Annotated in this window: 17 protein-coding genes; 10 read left to right on the top strand and 7 right to left on the bottom strand. The window is 44.0% G+C overall.

Going from position 1 to position 20,120, the window contains the following annotated elements; translation table 11 throughout:
- The first annotated feature begins 69 nt into the window (after window positions 1–69).
- The gene (locus DK188_RS14645) at window positions 70–747 is read left to right on the top strand and encodes a peptidoglycan DD-metalloendopeptidase family protein (RefSeq protein ID WP_111671582.1); all 678 of its coding nucleotides are present in this window, start codon (window positions 70–72) and stop codon (window positions 745–747) included.
- On the opposite strand, the gene DK188_RS14640 is transcribed toward DK188_RS14645, so the two are convergent.
- Both DK188_RS14640 and xerD read right to left on the bottom strand, forming a co-directional pair.
- Window positions 744–1,382: a hypothetical protein gene (locus DK188_RS14640; protein WP_157963246.1), complete on the bottom strand. Its 639-nt coding sequence runs from the start codon at window positions 1,380–1,382 to the stop codon at window positions 744–746. The two genes, DK188_RS14645 and DK188_RS14640, sit on opposite strands and share 4 nt — an antisense overlap.
- A 112-nt stretch (window positions 1,383–1,494) precedes the next feature.
- Window positions 1,495–2,391 carry a site-specific tyrosine recombinase XerD gene (gene xerD / locus DK188_RS14635; protein WP_111671580.1) on the bottom strand — a complete coding sequence of 299 codons (897 nt, stop codon included), beginning with the start codon at window positions 2,389–2,391 and terminating at the stop codon, window positions 1,495–1,497.
- 136 nt (window positions 2,392–2,527) lie between these two features.
- On the opposite strand from xerD, the gene DK188_RS14630 reads away from it, so the two are divergent.
- The 3 genes from DK188_RS14630 to DK188_RS21495 are packed head-to-tail and all read left to right on the top strand — an operon-like array spanning window position 2,528 to window position 4,140.
- Window positions 2,528–3,010, top strand: coding sequence for an RNA polymerase sigma factor (locus DK188_RS14630; RefSeq protein ID WP_111671579.1), 483 nt, complete (start codon window positions 2,528–2,530; stop codon window positions 3,008–3,010).
- On the top strand, window positions 3,010–3,333 hold the full coding sequence (locus DK188_RS14625; RefSeq protein WP_111671578.1) for a hypothetical protein: 324 nt from the start codon (window positions 3,010–3,012) through the stop codon (window positions 3,331–3,333). Before DK188_RS14630 ends, DK188_RS14625 begins: the two co-directional genes overlap by 1 nt.
- 27 nt (window positions 3,334–3,360) lie before the next feature.
- Window positions 3,361–4,140 carry a Spy/CpxP family protein refolding chaperone gene (locus DK188_RS21495; protein ID WP_157963245.1) on the top strand — a complete coding sequence of 260 codons (780 nt, stop codon included), beginning with the start codon at window positions 3,361–3,363 and terminating at the stop codon, window positions 4,138–4,140.
- Between the two features lie 371 nt (window positions 4,141–4,511).
- On the opposite strand, the gene DK188_RS14615 is transcribed toward DK188_RS21495, so the two are convergent.
- The 3 genes from DK188_RS14615 to DK188_RS14605 form a co-directional block, all read right to left on the bottom strand.
- The gene (locus tag DK188_RS14615) at window positions 4,512–4,727 is read right to left on the bottom strand and encodes a hypothetical protein (RefSeq protein ID WP_111671577.1); all 216 of its coding nucleotides are present in this window, start codon (window positions 4,725–4,727) and stop codon (window positions 4,512–4,514) included.
- A gap of 59 nt (window positions 4,728–4,786) precedes the next feature.
- Entirely contained in the window at window positions 4,787–6,469 is a 1,683-nt protein-coding gene (locus DK188_RS14610; protein WP_111671576.1) for a DUF885 family protein, read from the bottom strand.
- 107 nt (window positions 6,470–6,576) lie between these two features.
- On the bottom strand, window positions 6,577–7,710 hold the full coding sequence (locus tag DK188_RS14605) for a VOC family protein (protein WP_198673025.1): 1,134 nt from the start codon (window positions 7,708–7,710) through the stop codon (window positions 6,577–6,579).
- A gap of 342 nt (window positions 7,711–8,052) precedes the next feature.
- Here DK188_RS14605 and DK188_RS14600 point away from each other — a divergent pair, with 342 nt between their 5' ends.
- Together DK188_RS14600 and DK188_RS14595 are read left to right on the top strand one after the other, a co-directional pair.
- Window positions 8,053–8,940 carry an ABC transporter ATP-binding protein gene (locus DK188_RS14600; RefSeq protein WP_111671574.1) on the top strand — a complete coding sequence of 296 codons (888 nt, stop codon included), beginning with the start codon at window positions 8,053–8,055 and terminating at the stop codon, window positions 8,938–8,940.
- Window positions 8,941–8,949: 9 nt separating this feature from the next.
- Window positions 8,950–12,594, top strand: coding sequence for an ABC transporter permease/M1 family aminopeptidase (locus tag DK188_RS14595; protein ID WP_111671573.1), 3,645 nt, complete (start codon window positions 8,950–8,952; stop codon window positions 12,592–12,594).
- Between the two features lie 80 nt (window positions 12,595–12,674).
- On the opposite strand, the gene DK188_RS14590 is transcribed toward DK188_RS14595, so the two are convergent.
- Window positions 12,675–13,826: a DUF4221 family protein gene (locus DK188_RS14590; RefSeq protein WP_111671572.1), complete on the bottom strand. Its 1,152-nt coding sequence runs from the start codon at window positions 13,824–13,826 to the stop codon at window positions 12,675–12,677.
- Between the two features lie 77 nt (window positions 13,827–13,903).
- Between DK188_RS14590 and DK188_RS14585 the strand changes: the two genes are divergently transcribed.
- Both DK188_RS14585 and DK188_RS14580 read left to right on the top strand, forming a co-directional pair.
- Window positions 13,904–14,296 carry a VOC family protein gene (locus DK188_RS14585; protein ID WP_111671571.1) on the top strand — a complete coding sequence of 131 codons (393 nt, stop codon included), beginning with the start codon at window positions 13,904–13,906 and terminating at the stop codon, window positions 14,294–14,296.
- A gap of 37 nt (window positions 14,297–14,333) precedes the next feature.
- Window positions 14,334–14,573, top strand: coding sequence for a VF530 family protein (locus DK188_RS14580; protein WP_111671570.1), 240 nt, complete (start codon window positions 14,334–14,336; stop codon window positions 14,571–14,573).
- 34 nt (window positions 14,574–14,607) lie between these two features.
- On the opposite strand, the gene DK188_RS14575 is transcribed toward DK188_RS14580, so the two are convergent.
- Window positions 14,608–17,550, bottom strand: coding sequence for a glycoside hydrolase family 3 N-terminal domain-containing protein (locus DK188_RS14575; RefSeq protein ID WP_111671569.1), 2,943 nt, complete (start codon window positions 17,548–17,550; stop codon window positions 14,608–14,610).
- A gap of 333 nt (window positions 17,551–17,883) precedes the next feature.
- On the opposite strand from DK188_RS14575, the gene DK188_RS14570 reads away from it, so the two are divergent.
- On the top strand, window positions 17,884–18,288 hold the full coding sequence (locus DK188_RS14570; protein WP_111671568.1) for a DUF3784 domain-containing protein: 405 nt from the start codon (window positions 17,884–17,886) through the stop codon (window positions 18,286–18,288).
- Window positions 18,281–20,119, top strand: a complete 1,839-nt coding sequence (gene mutL / locus DK188_RS14565) for a DNA mismatch repair endonuclease MutL (protein ID WP_111671567.1) — start codon at window positions 18,281–18,283, stop codon at window positions 20,117–20,119. Before DK188_RS14570 ends, mutL begins: the two co-directional genes overlap by 8 nt.
- Window position 20,120: the final 1 nt, after the last annotated feature.

The following is a 20,120-nucleotide window of genomic DNA, read 5'->3' as shown; positions in this document are numbered from 1 at the left end:
TGACTTTCTCTTTTTGAATTTTGGGAATTACTTACCGAGACTGAAGGTTCATTTCCTACTTTTGAACCTATGAACTGGACCGACTTTGACTTTTTCCCCGTCATGGGAGAAATCCTTACTACAAAAAATACGGTAACGCTCGATTTTACTACGGAGAATCATGCGTTAACTTCTGTCGATCTATCCAATACCGAAGCATTCAATCGGTATGTGTTCAGCCAGTTGAAGGATAAAAAATATGGAATCGGTGGCTATCTGGAAAAAAGAGCGATCTATCGGAGAAGCGAAGTTTTTGCGACAGCTGCATCTGATTTTCGCAATATCCATCTCGGTATTGACATCTGGACAGCAGCCGGGGCATCGGTTTATGTGCCTTTTGCAGGGAAAGTTCACAGCTTTCAGGATAATGCAGGATTTGGCAATTATGGTCCGACGATCATTTTAGAACATTCCCTTGCCGGCAAAAAGCTTTTCTCCCTTTATGGACATCTTTTTCAAACTGACTTAACCAAACTGGAAATTGGGATGAAGCTAAAAGCTGGAGAAATACTGTGCCACGTGGGGCCTTTTCCGGAAAACGGAGACTGGCCGCCTCATTTGCACTTCCAATTGATGTGGGACTTAGGAGAAAACTGGGGGGATTATCCCGGCGTGGCAGCCGAAAAGGATTTGGAGTTTTATAAGGAAAACTGTCCGGATCCGAATTTGATTTTGGATTTCATATCCACCAAACCTCAACCCGATTAACACCTACATCCTTTGACCAAGTTTTTGATTCCTTTGGTCACTCCATGCTGAATGACTCCAAATAGCTCAGCATAATTTTGATAATCCATACCGCCTTCTTTATCTCGGGTACTAAATCCAGAATTGGTTGAGGTAATGATGAAATCTGATTCGATTTGGCCCGTTTCAGTGGAGATCAGGACCATTCGCAATACTGAGCTGATTTCCATATCAGGGACGGGAGCCAATTCATAGGCTTCTTGAGGAGTTTGGTAACCCCAAGTTTCTCCCACACGGGTTGGCCCGAGAGTTAAGCCAATAAGGTAGCTGTATCCCAATTTTGAAGAAAGTTTTTCTCGTTGCATCGGATCATTTAAGTCTTTGATTCTTTCTCTTAAAAGCTCATAATCCAAGCGGTCCAGAAGCTCAACGTTTTGAAATCCTTCATTTTTCAGCAGGGCCAGGATTTGTCTTTCGATCTGATTTTTTTGAGTGACACTGAGCTGACGAAAGCTTGGCTCCCAAGCCAGAGGAAGAACCAATACCCCATCATCAGGTTGCATGCAAACCATACAAGTTCGGGCAGTGAAAATTTTAGACGAAGTGCAGGAAGCAAAAAATGACAGTACAAGTAGTGCTTGAAATAGTTTTATCATTAATCTGATTTTAATTAATCAAAGACGACAATAGGTGAATTAGGTTCCCTAAAAAAAATCAAAATTTGAGCCGAGCCGGTCGAAGCATCTACGCGCAAGAAACCGTAATTCCTTATTTTCTCGGGTGAAACTCCGTCAGTACCTGCCGAAGGTAATCCCTGTCCAAATGCGTATAAATCTCGGTAGTCGTGATGCTTTCGTGACCAAGCATTTCCTGCACCGCACGTAAGTCTGCCCCTCCTTCAATCAAGTGCGTCGCAAAAGAATGCCGAAAGGTATGCGGGCTGATGTTCTTCTTGATTCCAGCCTGCACTGCTGTTTTTTTTATGATCAGAAAAACCATCACCCGAGTCAATTTTTGCCCTCTCCGGTTGAGAAAAACAAATTCCTCATGCCCTTTGGTCGGAGTCTGATGTACCCGAACTTCCTCCTGATAGATTTTGAGATACTTCAGGGCATCTTTTCCCACTGGCACCAGCCGCTCCTTGTTTCCTTTCCCTACGATCTTCAAAAAGCCGATTTCAGTGAAAATTTGACTCTTTTTAAGTTCCACCAACTCACTGACTCGCAAACCAGAGCTGTAAAGCATCTCCAGCATCGCCCGGTTTCTGTGACCCTCTGGTTCTCCAAGCGGAATAGCTTCCAACAAGAGTTCGATTTCCTGAAAGCTGAGGGTGTCAGGAAGTTTGCGCCCAAGTTTTGGGGCTTCGAGCAGTTGGGCAGGATCTTCTTTGATCTTATCCTCATACACGAGAAATCGATAAAAAGCCTTGATCCCAGAGATAATTCTTGCTTGTGAAAAAGGGGAAATCTCCAAAGCCGCCAAAGCATTGACAAAGCGACGAAGATGCTCCAGTTCCAGTTCCAAGGGACTTTTTCCGGCAAATTCTATCTCAGAAAAAGCCGCCAACTTCTCCACATCCCGGGAGTAGGCTTCAATAGAATTTTCGCTGAGCGAGCGTTCCAATTTGAGATAATGTCGAAATTGCCTGATGAGTTGCTGCCACATGGAGGATTTGCAAAGTTGTAATGTGGCAAAGTTGCAAAGTTGCCCCAACCTATCAACCTTTCCACTTTACAACATTCCAACTTTTTTTGAAGTCCCTGTCATATAAATCAATCACTATCTCGATTAAGTAGTGTAAATGAATCAAAGCCAACTCGAAACTTTACTCCGACAGCACCATCGAGAAGCCTACCTGTGGGCAAGACAATGCTGTGGGTTTGACGGAGAGATGGCAAAGGATGTGGTTCAGATGGTTTATCTGAAAGTTTTGGAAGGCAAAGCAAAACTCAACCATGATCATCATGCAAAAACGTGGTTGTTTTCGATCATTCGTTTTACGGCCATCGATGAATTGAGGAAAGCAGGAAAATGGAGCAGTATCGAAAATGAACCTGAAATAGTCCTTGAAGAAACAGAATCGGAGGAGACTAACTACGAAGCCTTGGTCAAGCGACTTCCAAGAATGCAGCAGGAGGTTCTGCTGATGGTGTTTTATCATGACATGACTTTGGAGCAAACGGCAGAGGTGATGCAATTGCACATCGGCACCGTCCGCACGCATTACGACCGGGGAAAAAAAAGACTGAAAGAATGGATTGAAAGACTGAGAATCGAGAAATAATGAAAGACAACGAATCAACAAAAGATATACGGGCCTTCTTTGATCAGATGAAAGCAGCGGATCAAAATTTGACCATTCCTGTTTTCCCTGAAAAGGTAATAACCAGGTCCATTAAGTGGTGGATTCCTGTTGGGATAGCAGCCACCCTGATGCTTGGGTATTTGCTTATGCCACAGGAGGAAATCATCGCCGAACCACCAGCAGAGGTCATCATCATTACACTCCAACAAGATGAAAATCATGAACTTCAGATTCTCATTGAAGAAAAGACATACTTGGAGACTTGGGAATCCCCTACCTCCTCCTTACTCGCTGAATACTAAACCAACTCGAACTAAACCTATTTATCCATGGTAAAAAAGTCCCTTTTCCTGCTCCTTTTTCTGACTGCAAATCTTGCCAATGCACAAGATATGTTTCAGGAACACCTCTACTCCGCTGACCTGATCATGAAAAATCGAGACAAGATCTCTTTGACTGATGATCAGGCCACCAAAATCAAGAAAATCCACAGTGCCAATGCAGCTGATTTCAGTACTTTAAAATGGGACTTGGATGCAGAAACCGCTAAGCTGGAGAAGCTTTTGGCTCAAACAAAACCTGATCCTGCGGCAGTCACCAAACAAATGGACCTTGTCCTGAATCTGGAAAATCAGTTGAAGAAAAAGCAACTTTCCACCTTGGTGGCGATCAAAAATGAGCTGACAGAAAATCAGATTAGTGAGTTAGGTAAAACCAAAGTTCTGGGAAGAGTAACTTCATGGGAATATGCTCCAAAAGGCACCGCAACAGCCCTGACTATTCCTAGCAACTCATATCGAATTGGTAAGGATCCCAGTCACGTAACCCACAATGCAATGGTAAAAGAATCTCTTGCTGGATCAGGAAAATCAAGTGTTTACATTCAAACTAGTCCAAACTCCACAGAATCGACGCCTCTATATTTTCTAAAGACAAAAGATGGGCTAAAGGAATTTTCAAGCTTTGAAGACATCAATCCCAATGATATCGAAAGTATCGAGGTGCTAAAAGGGGAATCAGCCACAGTTAAATTTGGAGAAAAAGGCAAAAACGGCGTGATCATTATTACCCTGAAAGATAAAAAAGAAGAAGCCCCTACAGAATTCTAAATCTTCATATTGGTTAAGTTTATACAAAAAAAGAAGGCTGATTCGGCCCTCTTTTTTTTTATGATTTGATTCTTGTGGGATTCATTTTTGTCGGGAAAAAATCGGTAACAGTAACTTTTTTAGTTAATTCATCTACAAAAAATAAAATCTTAAGTTCAAAATTTCTAGAAGCTCGATATAGCAAAAACCTTACTTTTTTTGGATCCTCGACAAAAGTCTTCTCCCTTGAAGTACGATGCGGTTGATGTTGTAGCGTTCCAACTTTCTCAAAAATTTCAAAGTCAATCTCGAAAATCGATTCCGACTAAAGTTTGAATTTAGATATGGATAAACTTCGTTTTGGTACCTTAAAATGGCCGACCGCGTGAATATTATTTCATATCTCGTTCCTTCCACCATTTTTCATTCATTTGTTTAAATTCTTCCAATGAATGAACTCTCCCTTCTTTAATATCCTCCAAAGATTCTTGGAATCTTGCCTCCATTTCTTCTTGGATCATTAAATCCTCAATCCTTTCCAAGGTTGCGGTTTTTTCAATCCTCATCACTCGTTGGATAAGATTAAGCTTGAGTTTTTCTGCGTTCACAGGATTACCATTTAAAATTGAGAAGTAGTCGAATTTACGTTTTTTTCTTCAAAGCTGATTCAATCCAAAAACCTCCAGCTTGCCTTATGGTTTTTGTCCAAAGGTTTGCCAGTGACTTTAGCTCTCAAGATTTCAATCGGCATCGCATTTTGGGACATAATGAGATCATGAAATTCCTTTTCGCCCATCTTCCCGGAATCCACCATTTCAGCTCGCATCGAGTAGATTTCCAAAGCACCGATCATGTAGGCGATCTGGTACAGCGGTCCATAGCTTCCTTCAAATGATCGTCTGACTTCCGCCTCAGCATTGGCGTATTCGTGCCCGACTTTGTCCACCAACAGGTCAATGCACTCCTGAGGAGTCATTTTCCCCAAGTGATAATTCAGGGAGAAAATAATCCGTGCGCAGCGGTGCATTCTCCAGAAGAGCATGCCGACTTTATCTTTGGCATCGCGGGGAAAATCCCGATCCCACAGCACAAACTCCCAGTACAGCGCCCAGCCTTCGGTCCAAAAGGGTGTTCCGAACATCCGACGATGCGTCATCACGCGCTGATTCATAAACTGCTGTAAATGGTGACCCGGAATCAATTCGTGCTGAACAGTTGCTCGGGAAAAATGTGGGTTGTTTCCGCGCATGGACATCATTTTTTCCTCATGGCTCATTTCGGAGGTTGGATAGGATATCTGAATCACCTCACCACCTAAGAAGAACGGGCTCACGCGCTGCCGCTCGGCAGAAATCATGGTCGTTCTCCAAGTTTCCTTTGCCAATTCAGGAACTGTGATCCAGTCATTTTTCTCCATGATCTCGATGGCTTCTTCCCCCAATCTCGCCACTTCCTCCGGCCAAGCTCCAGAAGGCAAATAGGTGTTTTTGACCATTTCCAGGGCAGCTTTCCAATCATTTCCAAAACCCAGTTCATTGGAGGCTTTGAGCATTTCTTTTTCGCACCAAGCAAACTGCTTCTCTGCTTCGGCGATCAGTTCCTCAGGTGAATAGGCTATCATTTCAAAGGCCAATTGCTTTTCCAGTGCTTCACGGCCAATCGGTTTACCGATAATGCCGCTGCCGTCGTCTTTGACAGAATTGGTATAGTGCTCCCGCAATCCTTTGGCATACGCTTTCATGCTAGCATCCAGCTTTTTCCAAGGCTCGGGCATCCACCAAGTGAATTCCGGATCGTAATCGAAGTAAAAATCGTAGGCTTCTTTGGTCACACGATTTAGACTTTCCACCGCAGAGGCCGCTAAGTCCGCTTTTTGCCAAGAATCATATTTTGCTGAATTGGGTAAAGCTTTCAATTGCGCATCAATGGTTTTTGAGACTTGATTCCAGATGGCTGCCAATTCTTGTGAATTGGGCTGCTTGGCTCTCCGGCGAGCGAGGACAAACTCCTCAAGCTGTTTTCCAAAAGCGACCACAGGCTGAATTTCCAGGAAAGCGCGTTTATCCAAATCCAATGTCGCCAGTTCCTTTTCCAAATAATTTCGAAAAAGGACATAATCGATTTTTCCATCTTCGGAGAGTGCGTCATAGTTCTGAGTTTGCAGGCTTTTCAGGTAATCCTGGTTGAAGGATTCCATTCGTGAAAAATACTCTGCGGAGAGCCGATTGGTGTATAATCGGGCCAGTGCACCACGATCTGCCTGATACGTCTGGATCATGGAAACCAGCTCAGTGGGATACGCCCCTATTGAGATCAGTCCAAGAAATAGAATCAAAAACAACTTTTTCATAGGATTTTAATATGTTTTTCAATGGTCCTATGAAATCTCGCAAGGTTTCTAATCATCCAAGTGTGAAACGCCTTGGTCATGCTCGATTTCTTAGGAAGGTGATTTACTTAGTAAGTATAGCGGTAGAATCCCGGATCACGGAAAAATCCAGCAACCTGAGTAGAATCTGATGATTTGGTTTTAAGGTAAGTACCCCATTCTTCTGGTCTTGCCAGATCGAGTTTTAACTCGACGAGTTTTTGATCGGAAAAGGCATTCATTCCACGAAGCCCATCAACCAAACCTAAGTAGCTGTTCGTCGACAGGCGGTAGATTTTGGCCCAACCTTGATCCGCACTCAGGGTCAAGCCAACATTTTCTTCCACAAAGAGCTGTGCAGGAAGCATGTCTTTGTAGTAAAGCCAAGTAATGGACCCTTGAAGACTGAGGTTTACATCAAGTGCGGTTGGTTCAGCAGGGAGTTGGGATAGCTCGGGAATGAGAATTTCATTTTCGGGGTGCTGAAAGAAAGTTTCAAACTCAAGCAGGTAGCCTTCCGGATCTACTGCCACAAAACCATCGTGCGGCCCACCGGGCTTTACTTTCAGCGAATACTTGATGGGAACATTTTTGGCAAGCAGGTGATCATACCACCCCTGTAGATCCTCAGTAAGAAATGCCAGCGCCACGGATTTGGGTGTGGTGGACGAATAGGTGGATTTGGAAAGATCCCGCAAGACGAGTTTAGCGTCACCGGCGATGCCCAGCACCACTAAGGAATCAGAATCTGATTGGATTTTTAGCCCCAGTTTTTTTGTATAAAAATCCCGCGCAGCATTCAAATCTTTATAAAACCAGTGGGTTTCCAATCCCTTTATTCCAAAATCCTGCAGATCTCTAAAGTCAGAGTTCTCCGCAAGCAACGCATTAATTCGCTCTACCGGATACCCCAACAATCGCCCAAATCTTCTGCTAAAGGCAATCTTTTGATCTCCCGAGTAGCTTCCTGCTGATTTCGCCTCCTCGATTTCGGTTTTCAGAGCTTGGTAGGAGCGCAGACCATTTCCTTTGTATAGAATCAGCACTTCTTTACCAACAACCAGCGAATCAGAAAACAGATCCGTTTCGATCAAATCTGCTTCCCGAAACAGTTCAATTTCGTATTGCCCTGCAATCTTTTCGGCCTCTGCTATAAAAAGGTCCATCTCTTCGGTAGGTAAAGGTGGGCTCAATGCAAGAGGTTTTACTCCCGATTTGACCATTTCGGCAAAGGTTTCCAACTGACCCGATTCTTTCAAAAAATCCCTTTGGGTGCAGGAAACGAAACAGAGGCAGCAAACAATTGCAATCCAATTAAACTTCATAAAAGACATTTTAATCCAAAGTACGGGTGGAACTCCTGAAGATCGAGTTAGGATTTTTTTTTTAATTCCCTGTGACCATTGGAGGAAATTCTGCATCTAAAGCTAGTAGACTGCAATTATCCTTTTTTAAGAAAAGTCTTTAGTATCAATTTCTTATATTCAAAATGCAAAAATTGAAAATTCAATTGGTTGCTTATCCTGTATCCTTTTCCAACTCCAGCACCTTTAACCCTTTTATCTATGGAATTACTGATTAAAAACCTCTCCAAAACTTACTCAAATGGAGTGAAAGCACTGAATGATATTTCTTTGACTGTTCCTCAGGGAATGTTTGGATTACTCGGGCCAAACGGTGCCGGTAAATCCACCCTGATGCGAACCATCGCCACACTTCAAGATGCGGATTTTGGTACCATATCACTCAATGGAATTGATGTTTTAAAAGACAAACAAGCGGTGAGAGAGCGATTGGGGTATTTGCCTCAGGACTTTGGGCTATATCCCCGGATCAATGCGGAAACGATGCTGGACCATATCGCACAAATGAAAGGGATCGGCAATAAGTCTGAGCGAAAGGAACTCGTGGCCTCGCTCTTGCAAAAAGTAAATCTTTTTAAAGACCGGAAAAAAGGACTCGGCACATTCTCTGGTGGGATGCGGCAGCGGTTTGGTATTGCCCAGGCTTTGGTGGGCAGTCCCTCGCTGATCATTGTGGATGAACCAACAGCAGGTTTGGACCCATCGGAACGTAACCGTTTTTACAATTTGCTTTCAGAAATCGGAGAAAATACCATCGTAATCCTCTCTACGCACATCGTGGAAGACGTCAATACCCTTTGCTCGAATATGGCCATCATCTGCAGCGGTGAGGTACTGATGCAGGGCAAACCCAAAGAAGGGCTCTCGATCGTCCAAGGCAAAATCTACAAAAAGTCAATTGAGAAAAGTGATTTGGCAAAATACCGAAAAGACTACCACGTGATCTCGACCAAGTTGACCGAAGGAAAACTCAGCTTACGAATAGAGAGCGAAGAAGATCCTGGGAATGGTTTTGTACCGACACCTGCAGATTTGGAGGATGTGTACTTCAGTTTTATATCCAAAAAAGTAGATCCGATCACTATCTAAACCTAAGCCATGTTTAAAGACATCTTTTTATTTGAGCTGAAATACAGGTTTGGCCGACCAGCCACCTGGATCTACTTCGCTTTGCTTTTGATAGTCCCGCTACTGCTGATCGGTTTCGGGAATACCCCCGCCTCTGAAAAAGTCTATCACAACGCTCCGATCGTCATCGCCAACCTTTTAGTTTTGGTTTCACTATTCGGTATTCTGATCGCATCTGCGATTATGGGCGTGCCCTTGTACCGGGATTTGGAACACAAGACTGGCACCTTTCTTTTCAGCTATCCTATCGGCAAATTCGGCTACTTCATGGGGAGGTTTTGGGGTTCTTTTGTGGTGCTCCTTTTTATCTCCTTGGGAGCTTTGGTCGGTATTTACCTAGGAAGCCTTCTCGGTCCGCTATTTGGTACAGATGCAGAGCGGTATGGCCCAAACTCCCTGATCAACTACCTCCACCCGTGGCTGACCTTGATCGTGCCCAATCTCTGGTTGGCAGCTTCGTTGTTTTTCGCCTTAATTATTTTCACCCGAAATATCCGGTCGATCTACTCCGGTGGTATTGTGATTTTCATCGGATACCTTCTTTCCAACTTCCTCGCACAGGATATTGAAAACAAGGATCTTGTGCAGTTGATTGATCCTTTTGCGTTGAATTCCTTCGACCTGCAGACAAGATATCTGACTCCATTTGAGCAAAATAATTTCTTGCTCTCGGTCACAGGCAATTTGCTTTGGAATAGGATCATTTGGGTCGGAGTCGGATTGTTTTTCTTTTTAGCGTCTTATTTCAGATTTAGCTTTACCTACTTTTTTCAAACCTCACAGAAGAAGCTTTCTGAGAAAAAAGACCCAGAGGCTGCTCCTTCAGGCCTACTCAAGCGAGTTTTGCCCAACTTCACAGCAGATTATCAGTGGAAAAGCTTTCTCACACTGACCAAGATCGAGATCCAAAATGTGATGAGAGACGTCTATTTCAGATCTATTCTACTCGGAGGGGTGATATTTCTGATTTTGGATTTTTGGATCGGAAACACACTCTATAGTGTTTCCAATTTCCCCACCACCTCCTTTTTGATGGAATACAAGGGGTACGACTACCTGCTTTTTGTATTTATCATCATCGTATTCTTCACTGGGGAGGCATTGCACCGCGATAAGTCAACCGGCTACTCGGTGATCAATGATACGTTCCCGGTAAAGGATGGAGTGGTGATCGCCTCGAAGTTTTTTGGAATGGCAGTCATTTGTGTGATTTTGACCACCCTTCCTATCGTTGTCGGTCTGATCGTCCAGGTATTAAAAGGCTATTTTGACTTCAACCTCCCGATTTACCTGATTGACAGCTACCTGATCACGCTACCGGATTTCCTTCAGATGGTGATGCTGGTTTTTGCAGTTCATCTGGTGGTGAACAATAAATTCGCCGGACATGCTGCGGCAATTGGGATCTGGGTGGTGATGATTATCCTCAGGAGTTTTGCAGGATACGATTTCAATCTGTTCTTCTTCAGCTACAAGCCAGGCTATACCTGGAGCGACATGAATGGGCTTGGTCATTTTGCAGAGCCTTTGGTTTGGTTCAATATCTATTGGACTGCATGGGGGATTTTCCTAGTGCTGTTTTTCAGTATCTTTTTCAGCAGAGGAACCGAGAATTCATGGAAAAGCAGACTAAAAACCGCCAAATCCAGGCTTGGGAATCCTGCCCCAAAATTGTCATTTGCATTTCTGGCTATCGCTCTGCTCTCCGGAGCTTACATCTACCACTCTGTAGTCTATGAAAATGGCTACTTAACCGACGATGAAGGCAAAGAAAGGGCTGTTGCGTATGAACAACAGCTTAAAAAATATGACCGGATTCCTCAGCCAAAAGCGACGAAGATCACCATCAAAGCGGATCTTTTCCCCATGGAACGGGATGCCTATTTCGAAGCCCAGGTTCAATTGGTAAATAAAACCGACAGTCCTATTGATTCCATCCATTTCAATAGTTCAGACTTGTCGGACTTTACGGTACTCCTGGATGGGGACACTCTGGACTATCGATTCCCACTTAAGTACAAGCCAAGAAAATTTCAGCTTTTTGTCGCAAAACCAGAGCAGGAATGGTACAAAATCACCGCACTACCTGATCCCATGATGCCAGGAGACACACTCGATTTTGTCATCTTTAGCAAAAAAATCAATGAAGGATTCCCTAATGCAGGATATGGTCGTGAGCTCGTCTACAACGGCACCTTCTTCAGCGGGGGAGTTCCTGAGATAGGTTATTCTGCCAATGCAGAAATGAACAGTGATGAAGACCGAAAAAAATATGGACTTCCTCCCAAACCAGAGGATCTACCCGAACATCGGGATCCCTATGGGGAACGAACATTGCTTTTCGCAGATGATGCTGATTTTATCCAGTTTGAAGCAATCGTCAGCACTATCCCTAGTCAAATCGCTGTGGCGCCAGGATATCTGCAGAAAGAATGGGAAGAAAATGGAAGACGCTATTTCCACTACATTCAGGATACGCCGATTCAGTCCTTTTTCACCTTCATTTCAGCCGAATATGAGGTGTTGAAAGATAAAGCAGTGATGCCTGACGGTTCAACGGTGAACTTGGAAATCTTTCACGATCCCAAGCATAAGTATAACCTAGATCGATTTCTAGGTGCATACCAAGATGGAATTACCTATTTCTCTGAAACCTATGGCGACTTCCAGTTTCGCCAGATGCGTCTCATGGAATTCCCAAGGTATGCAGGCTTTGCTCAATCCTTTCCTAACACCGTTCCATTTGCGGAGAGTTTCGGTTGGGTAGCCGATTTCAAGGATCCGGATGATTTTGATTACGTCTACTATGTCACTGCCCATGAGCTTGCTCACCAATGGTGGGGGCATCAGATCGCTCCAAACTATACCCGAGGGTCCAATCTGATTTCAGAAGCCCTGGCAGAATATTCTGCGCTGGTCCTTACAGAAAGAAGGTATGGAAAAGACAACATGAAGCGATTCCTAAAAGAGGAACTGGACAACTACCTATCTGGCAGATCGAATGAAGGCAAGAAAGAGAACACGTTTATCAATTGCAACAGAGCTTATCAGTGGTACTACAAAGGCAGCTTGATCCTGTACGGATTACAGGATTTAATCGGTCAGGATGCGATGGATTCGGCATTGTATGCGTTTAATCAGGAATTTGGACTCAAAGAAACTCCACCATTTCCTGGAAGTTATGACCTCTATAGGCACCTGGATGCAGTCACGCCGGACAGCCTGAAATACTATTTGGATGACACTTGGAACAAAATAACGCTGTATGACAACAAGGCAGAAGAAGTCCAGGCCAAACGCATCACATCGGGTGAATATGAAATCACGCTAAAAGTCAAATCCCAAAAGCTATACGCCGATGAAACAGGTCAGGAATCCAATGCAGCATATGTCGCTGACTACATTGATATTGGGGTGTTTGCAGCGGAGGACAAAGACGAAAATGGCAGAACTCGCGTCAATCCGCTATATATCCAAAAGTATAAAATCAAGCCCGGAGAATCGACGATCACTTTCAAAGTCAAGGGCGAACCTGTCAAAGCAGGAATCGATCCTTACAATAAACTGATTGATAGATTACCAGATGATAATACGATTGCAGTGGAAATCAACTAAACGAAAAGTCCCGAATTTCTTCGGGGCTTTTTTTTTTTGATTCATTCCTTTTGATCTAAGATCATTGGTGAAAAATCAAGTTAATTCCCTTCTAGCTTAATTAACTCAAAAGCCATTTCATCCTCTTTGATTTCTGGATTATTCGGATGGCTGAGAGAAAGGTATAGGCCCTTTTCCCCCACAAAGAAATTGGTAGGAAAATAGGTGCCCGCTTCGAATTTAGTTTCTGTGAGGAGCTGAAGTTCTTTATCGAAAACCATCACAACAAAAGCTGAAGGGCTAGTTCGCAGTGCTCTCAATTCCTCATCAGTCTCAAAAACAACAGGGGGATACCCAAATCGATAAAACACCTTACGAAAAGAATCGTAAACCAACGATTCATAACGCGACTTGGAAAAAGCATATTCGCTCATTCCTCTGCTATCGACATCTTTTGGAATCTTAGGCATTTGATTATCCAAAAACTGGCTTTTCGCGTCTATCACGGTCCAAGCTTCTGAATTTTGACCCGTAGAATAGAGGCGGTGATCACCTATGAACGATACAAATTTCTTCCCACTTGTATTTACAATACTGTATTCCAATTGCTTACTTCCTGAGCTGAGATAGTCATTGGGAAAGCCTGGCGGAAACATCCGAACAGCACCAGTTTCCAAATTAATAGCTGCTTCAAGTGACATGCTATCCAAGTTACTTTGAGTGTATTCGGTTAGCCTTTTATCCCCCCTGACTTTTACAATCAACTCTTTTCCAATTACCGTTGGTGGTGAGACATAGTAGCTATTATGTGGAAAAATGGTCGAATAGCCAGTGGGAAGTTCAAATCGAATCCGGTTTTGGATCACTCCCGAAGTGTCGATTATTGCAAAACGATTACCAAATGGTGGAAAAAGGAAAATGCTGTCCAAGCTTTGCACATGAAAATAATTCCACTCAATTCCCTGATCTCCTTCACGCTCGAAAACCAACTCCTTCTCTAAAACCTGATTTTCTAAGTCATAGATTTGAAGAGAATTCGTGTTCCAATTTGCGCTGAAAAGGTACGGTTTGCCTCCTTCAAAGTATTGCAGGCCAGGACTAATATTGGAAGTCGAGTCGTTGATCGGTAAAATTATTTTTTCACCTGATGCCGAGAGACTATAAGACTTTTGCTCTTCCTTTTTATCCTGACAGGAAAAAATCAACACTGAAAAAAGACCGGCAACTAGTGTTTTTGAGGTAAACTTGTACATGAAAATTGGTTTAGACAATTAAACTAAATTCAATTATTAAACTATGAAATAAAAATATCGTTTTTTAAAATTTTAATATGAAACAGCAACTCGGCCAACTCACCTTACTCGTCAGTGATTACGACGAAGCCATTCACTACTACACAGCAATCCTCGGCTTTGAGCTTTTGGAAGATACCCAAATGAGTGAGACCAAGCGCTGGGTGAGGGTATCACCTCCCGGATCTGCTTGCCATTTACTTTTGGCCAAAGCAGCAAACGAAAGCCAGCAAGTTCAAATTGGACTTCAGGCTGGTGGACGAGTGTTCCTTTTCCTTTACACCGATGATTTTTGGAGAGACTATAGAAGGTATACCGCTCGAGGCGTAGAGTTTATCCGTGAACCTGCCGAAGAAACGTATGGAACGGTATCCGTATTCAAGGATTTGTATGGCAACTTGTGGGACTTGATCGAACCCAGAGAACAGTAACCAGCCCCAGTTTTCAGTATTCAGCATTCTAGCATCTATGGAACCTCAACCCAACAACCCCCTTCACGGCGTAAAACTAGCTGAAATCGTCGAGCATCTTGTGTCAGTTTATGGTTGGAAAGAGCTCGGGGAGCGGATTACAATTCGTTGCTTTACCCACGATCCTTCTGTGAATTCAAGCCTAAAATTTTTACGAAAAACACCCTGGGCAAGGGAGCGGGTAGAAGGGCTCTACCTCAAATCACTCCGTGACGCAAAGAAGAAAAAATCAGAGTAACTCTGTCTAAAGGACATCTCCCTAGCTCTGCCCCTTACTTTTCCATGGCCTCGTAGATGATGTCATGAATTTTGGTCCGGATACCCTCTGTCAATAATTTGTTGTTTTCTGCTTCGGGATAGACACGATTGGAAAGAAAAACATACACCAACTGATTTTCCGGATCAGCCCACACGCATGTACCAGTAAATCCGGTATGACCGAAGGTGCTTTTCGGAGCTAGTTTACCCGCAGATCCACCTTTGCCTTTTTCGGGCTCAGGTTTATCCCATCCCCAACCTCGACGACTCAGGGTAGACTGACGTTTCGTAAATTGATCCACTGTTTCAGGTTTGTATAAGGTCACATCTCCGTAAGTCCCCTTATTCAGCATCAGCTGCATCATCACTGCGATATCATTGGCTGTGCCAAAAAGTCCCGCATGACCGGCCACACCTCCGTACATCGCAGCACCTGGATCATGGACAAAACCCTGAACCTGTCGTTTTCGGAAAGCGACATCATTCTCTGTCGGAGCGATTTTATCCAAGGGCATCTTGAGATACGGATTGAAGGTCAAGGTCTTCAAACCAAGAGGTGCGTAAAAATTCTGATCGAGAAATTCATCCAAGGGCTGGTTGACTATCCGCTCTACTACAGCCTGCATGAAATACATGGTCAAATCCGAATAAACATACTTGTGCGGCCGGGGCAAAAGCTCGGATTTCACAGTCCAATTCCAGATACTATCCCGAAGTGCATCCCTTCCATACATGTCATTGGATACCGGCCGGCTGAATCCCGGCTCTAAGGAGGCTTTGTAATAATCTCCTCGCCATTGTCCTGATTCCACAGTTTTGACATAGTGTGGAATGAATGCTTTCAGTCCAGCTTCATGTGCCATTACATTTTTGAGTACAAGGCCAGATTTATTGGTACCCTTGAGCTCGGGCAAATACTCACCCAAAGTTCGATTCATATCCAATTCTCCCCGACTCTGGAGAAACATGACTGCCTGAGTCGTTGCAAGGACTTTGGTGATCGAAGCCAAATCGTAGACGGTTTCCCGAGTAACTGGTGCGGTCTTTTTATAGTCCAGGTAACCATAGGATCGCTCGAAAACAACCTTTCCATCTTTCATCACCAGCACATTTCCTCCCGGAGCCGCTTGGATCTGTATCATTCGGTTTGCGACCTCATCGATTTTATCCAGAATTTCTGAATTAAGTCCGACACTTTCAGGCGTCCCGTATGCGACCCTTTTGGCGTCGCTGAGGTATCCACCTACCCCATGGGAATATTGACCACTGACCGTAACTGGCAAAATGCCCTGGCCTGGTCTGCCTCCAAAAAGAACCTGCGGAACTAGTTTTTGAGTCTCAGCTGAGTTTTCATAGGCCAAAACCACATTTCCCATCCCTTCCAGTGCCTTTGCTCCATAAGCATTCCCAAAAAGCACCGTGACAACTTTTTGTCTTTTCTCAAGGCTTCGGATCAATTGAATATCTCCTGGAGCAATTCCAAATGCACGCTTGGGACTGTTAGTCACCCCCATCAGGCCGATGACTACCACATCATAGTCTTCCAGCTGCTTCATCAGGTTGTAATGTGCAGATTCGCCGGCGGCTTTTTCAATAGTGAAGTGATCGACACTAGTATAATTTTTCAAATAGGCATGGAATACCTTCCCATCATCTCCGATTGTTAAACTGGCAAATTTTTGAAGATCAAGATTTTTGAAAGGAAGAATATCTCCTTTGTTGGCGGCCACCGTAATCGATTCAGCATAGAGCTTTTCGATCACTTCAGCCGTTTTTGGTGTATTTAGGCGCTCGACAATCCGGTAGGTATCGATAGGCTTGTATCTATCCAGTCCAGCCCAATACTTTGCCTTCAGAATTTTCTTTACCCTCCGATTGATTTCAGATTCCTTGATACTTTCATTTTCGATGGCTTCCTTGATCAAGGCTTTTGCCTTAGGTACGTCCTGAGAATACAAGAGTACATCGTTGCCAGCAAGTAGGGCTTTGAGATCCACTTCACCAGGCTTGTTGACATTAGCAACGCCCCGCATGTTGAGCGCATCTGTGAAGATCAATCCCTGAAAATTCATTCGATTTTGAAGCAAATCAGTCACCACAGGTTTAGATAGACTTGTTGGGATGTTTAGTCCGTTATCCAAACTTGGGACATTGAGGTGAGCAACCATCACTGACATCAAATCCTCCCTGAAAAGTTCCTGATACGGATAAAGGTCCACATCCCAAATCCGCTTCTCTGCATGCTTGATTACAGGCAAGGTATAGTGACTGTCGCTTTCGGTATCGCCATGACCGGGGAAATGCTTGGCATTGGCAATGACCCCATTATCTTGAAGTCCCTTCATATACGCCACCGCTCTTTTAGTGACCACATCTTTATTCTCTCCAAAAGCCCGGTATCCGATTACTGGATTATCGGGATTGGAATTGACATCGACCACTGGGGCAAAATTGATGTGCATCCCTAATTCCTTGAATTGTCGGGCGATTTCTGCTCCCATTTCGTATATCAAATCTGGATTCTGAATTGCTCCCAGCGTCATTGCTTTTGGGAAGTTTGACACTGAATCCAATCGCATCCCGATCCCCCACTCTGCATCCATTGCAATAAAGAGTGGTGTTTTTGATTGGGCCTGGTAGTAATTGGTCAATCTAGCCTGGCGATCTGGCCCACCCTGAAAGAAAATCAACCCTCCCAGATTTTCAGTTTTGACCAAATTGCTTATTTCATCGATGTGTTTTTGATCTTTGTTAGAGTAAGCAGCCACCATGAACAATTGACCCAAGCGCTCATCCAAAGTCATGGCTGAAAAAACACTGTCCACCCATGCTTCCTGCTCCATTCGGTCCTCACTGATCAGTGGGTCATGATTTGAGACAAAGGGATCTACTTTTCCCGAGGTAAATATTCCGAGAAGTATTACCAGTGAAAACAGTCTCCAAAGCTTCCTATTCATTATCGAGATCAATTTTTTATACTTACCTTTAAAAATGCATTGTGAAGGCAGCGAAAGCGCAAACTTTCAATAGTCTCCATTTACTTCACAACTACCAGAATGAGACTCCAAAATCAATATAGCAAAGATTAGGCAACATTGAGTAGGCTTTGTTGTTTTAAACGCAATTAAGTGTTTTACGGTATATTCAGCATTTAATGCAGTTATAGTTTGTCAGGTTGATCGCAGCTTGAACCGATTGAAGATGATTCGAGCAGGTCAATTACTTAATACCCTGGAAATAAAAACCCCAGCAAGAGAATGTCAGACCACTGCTAAAAAACTTATAAAACCATGAAATTCCCTTCCATATTTCGTACCGCCAGCCCAATGAGGTATGATATTAAGCCCAGATATTACGATCCTGTCAAAGAGGAAATCGAACAGCGCACTTCCAGAATCAAAAAAGAATTAGAGAGTGAAGGTCTGCTTGGACCAGATGGTGAGTCTGATTTGTCGGGGTATGGAGCAGGCATTAAAGGATCCTTTTCCCAGTACAAGGGAATCAAACCGCGGGAGACCAGCTTATTTAGCTCCACCGCTATGATCCGAACCATGTTGTTTTTAGGAATGATATTTTTGGCTTTCGGATACATATACATCGGCCCGGATGTCTTTACTTATTTGTTATATGTTGGTTTGGTTGCCGCTGGGATTTATTTCGTGGTCAGATTAAAACCCCGCTCAAAAGATGAGTAACATCATCCAACTTCTCCCGGATGCAATCGCCAATCAAATTGCGGCAGGAGAGGTAGTACAGCGTCCTGCTTCTGCACTCAAAGAACTCCTGGAGAATGCTGTAGATGCCGGAGCGACCCAAATCCAAGTAGTCATCAAGGAGGCCGGAAAACAACTCATCCAAGTCATTGACAATGGAAAAGGCATGTCTGCAACCGATGCCCGCATGAGTTTTGAACGTCACGCCACATCCAAAATCCGCACATCCGAGGACTTATTTTCCATCCGTACTTTTGGATTTAGAGGAGAGGCGCTAGCTTCCATTGCTGCAGTCGCTCAGGTAGAACTTAAGACCAGACAGTCCGATACGGAACTAGGCACACTGATTCAGATCGAAGGATCAGAGGTCAAAAAACAAGAACCCGTCGCTATACCTGTAGGCACCTCGGTGGCCATGAAAAACCTGTTTTTCAATGTACCTGCCCGCCGTAATTTCCTAAAATCCAATCCCGTAGAAATGCGTCACATTGTGGATGAATTTCAGCGGGTGGCGCTTTCTTATCCTGAGGTAGCTTTTTCACTGTTCCAGCAGGATTTGGAAGTATTCAGTCTCCCTGCGGGAAAGCTGAGTCAGCGGATTGTCAGTCTTTTTGGAAAAAACTACCAAGGTCAGCTAGTTCCCTGCAACGAGGAAACTCCCCACTTAAATGTCAAAGGTTACATCGGCAAACCTGAAAATGCTAAGAAAACCCGCGGAGAGCAGTTTTTCTTCGTCAACAACCGCTACATCAAAAGCTCCTACCTCCACCATGCGGTAAGCTCAGCCTTTGACGGACTGATTCAAAATGACCAATACCCGTTTTATGTTTTGTTTTTGGACATTGATCCTGCACACATTGACATCAATGTTCACCCTACCAAAACGGAAATTAAATTTGATGACGAGCGCACAGTCTATGCCGTCATTCGATCGGCAGTCAAGCAAGCACTCGGAGCTCATCATGTGATGCCTTCACTCGATTTTTCGCTGGATGTAAACTATCAGGAAAATTGGACAAAGAATCCCGACACCAAAGTCCAAGTCGATCGGGAGTATAGCTACAAAACATTCAACACACCGGAATTCAAAAAGTCTTCCGTGTCAGGCTGGGAGCGGCTTTTTGAAGGAAATTCGTCTCAGTCTTCACCTTCCCACAGTACGGATGAAGACCATGAGATCCTGACATTTCCCAGTCGGGCGAGTTCGGATGAATCCAGGCTGATGATCCCATCGCAAGAGACAGAAGCGACAGGCACAACTTTTCAGGTCGAATTGAGCTATATCATTGCACAGATGTCTACAGGTCTGCTCATCGTGGATCAGCAGTCGGCTCACGAGCGAATACTTTATGACCGATATTTCCGACAGCTTCAGTCTGCACAAGGCGCCTCTCAGCAATGCCTCTTCCCGCCTACCGTTCAGTTGAATGCCGGAGATTTTGCCTTGGTCATGGATATGCTTGCTGAGCTTCACAGTTTGGGGTTTGTGGTGGAAGAATTCGGCAAAGACACAGTCCTGATCCAAGGAGTACCTGCAGATGTGCAGGTCAAAAATGAGAAAGAGCTTTTCGAAGGTCTGTTGGAGCAGTTTAAAAACTTCAAAAACGAACTTTCACTCGATAAGCGGGAAAACTTGGCCCGATCACTTTCGCGCAGAGCATCCATCAAAAAAGGACAAAAACTCAATTCCCAAGAAATGGAGACACTCGTTGGTCAGCTTTTTGCCAGTCAAAATCCCAATTATTCCCCTGCAGGGAACAAAACATTCGTGAAATTGGATTTAAATAACATTCACTCCTTCTTCGGAAAATAGC

This window comes from Algoriphagus litoralis, from assembly GCF_003259255.1.
Taxonomy (GTDB): domain Bacteria; phylum Bacteroidota; class Bacteroidia; order Cytophagales; family Cyclobacteriaceae; genus Algoriphagus; species Algoriphagus litoralis.
This window is presented reverse-complemented; position numbering and strand designations above follow the sequence as displayed.

What these genes read in the sequence shown, in the direction of transcription:
- mutL (WP_111671567.1), top strand. Translation starts at nt 18,281, where the DNA reads ATGAGTAACATCATCCAACTTCTCCCGGATGCAATCGCCAATCAAATT.
- DK188_RS14570 (WP_111671568.1), top strand. Translation starts at nt 17,884, where the DNA reads ATGAAATTCCCTTCCATATTTCGTACCGCCAGCCCAATGAGGTATGAT.
- DK188_RS14610 (WP_111671576.1), bottom strand. Translation starts at nt 6,469, where the DNA reads ATGAAAAAGTTGTTTTTGATTCTATTTCTTGGACTGATCTCAATAGGG.
- DK188_RS14640 (WP_157963246.1), bottom strand. Translation starts at nt 1,382, where the DNA reads ATGATAAAACTATTTCAAGCACTACTTGTACTGTCATTTTTTGCTTCC.
- DK188_RS14630 (WP_111671579.1), top strand. Translation starts at nt 2,528, where the DNA reads ATGAATCAAAGCCAACTCGAAACTTTACTCCGACAGCACCATCGAGAA.
- DK188_RS21495 (WP_157963245.1), top strand. Translation starts at nt 3,361, where the DNA reads ATGGTAAAAAAGTCCCTTTTCCTGCTCCTTTTTCTGACTGCAAATCTT.
- DK188_RS14625 (WP_111671578.1), top strand. Translation starts at nt 3,010, where the DNA reads ATGAAAGACAACGAATCAACAAAAGATATACGGGCCTTCTTTGATCAG.
- DK188_RS14580 (WP_111671570.1), top strand. Translation starts at nt 14,334, where the DNA reads ATGGAACCTCAACCCAACAACCCCCTTCACGGCGTAAAACTAGCTGAA.
- DK188_RS14645 (WP_111671582.1), top strand. Translation starts at nt 70, where the DNA reads ATGAACTGGACCGACTTTGACTTTTTCCCCGTCATGGGAGAAATCCTT.
- xerD (WP_111671580.1), bottom strand. Translation starts at nt 2,391, where the DNA reads ATGTGGCAGCAACTCATCAGGCAATTTCGACATTATCTCAAATTGGAA.
- DK188_RS14590 (WP_111671572.1), bottom strand. Translation starts at nt 13,826, where the DNA reads ATGTACAAGTTTACCTCAAAAACACTAGTTGCCGGTCTTTTTTCAGTG.
- DK188_RS14605 (WP_198673025.1), bottom strand. Translation starts at nt 7,710, where the DNA reads ATGGTCAAATCGGGAGTAAAACCTCTTGCATTGAGCCCACCTTTACCT.
- DK188_RS14575 (WP_111671569.1), bottom strand. Translation starts at nt 17,550, where the DNA reads ATGAATAGGAAGCTTTGGAGACTGTTTTCACTGGTAATACTTCTCGGA.
- DK188_RS14600 (WP_111671574.1), top strand. Translation starts at nt 8,053, where the DNA reads ATGGAATTACTGATTAAAAACCTCTCCAAAACTTACTCAAATGGAGTG.
- DK188_RS14595 (WP_111671573.1), top strand. Translation starts at nt 8,950, where the DNA reads ATGTTTAAAGACATCTTTTTATTTGAGCTGAAATACAGGTTTGGCCGA.
- DK188_RS14585 (WP_111671571.1), top strand. Translation starts at nt 13,904, where the DNA reads ATGAAACAGCAACTCGGCCAACTCACCTTACTCGTCAGTGATTACGAC.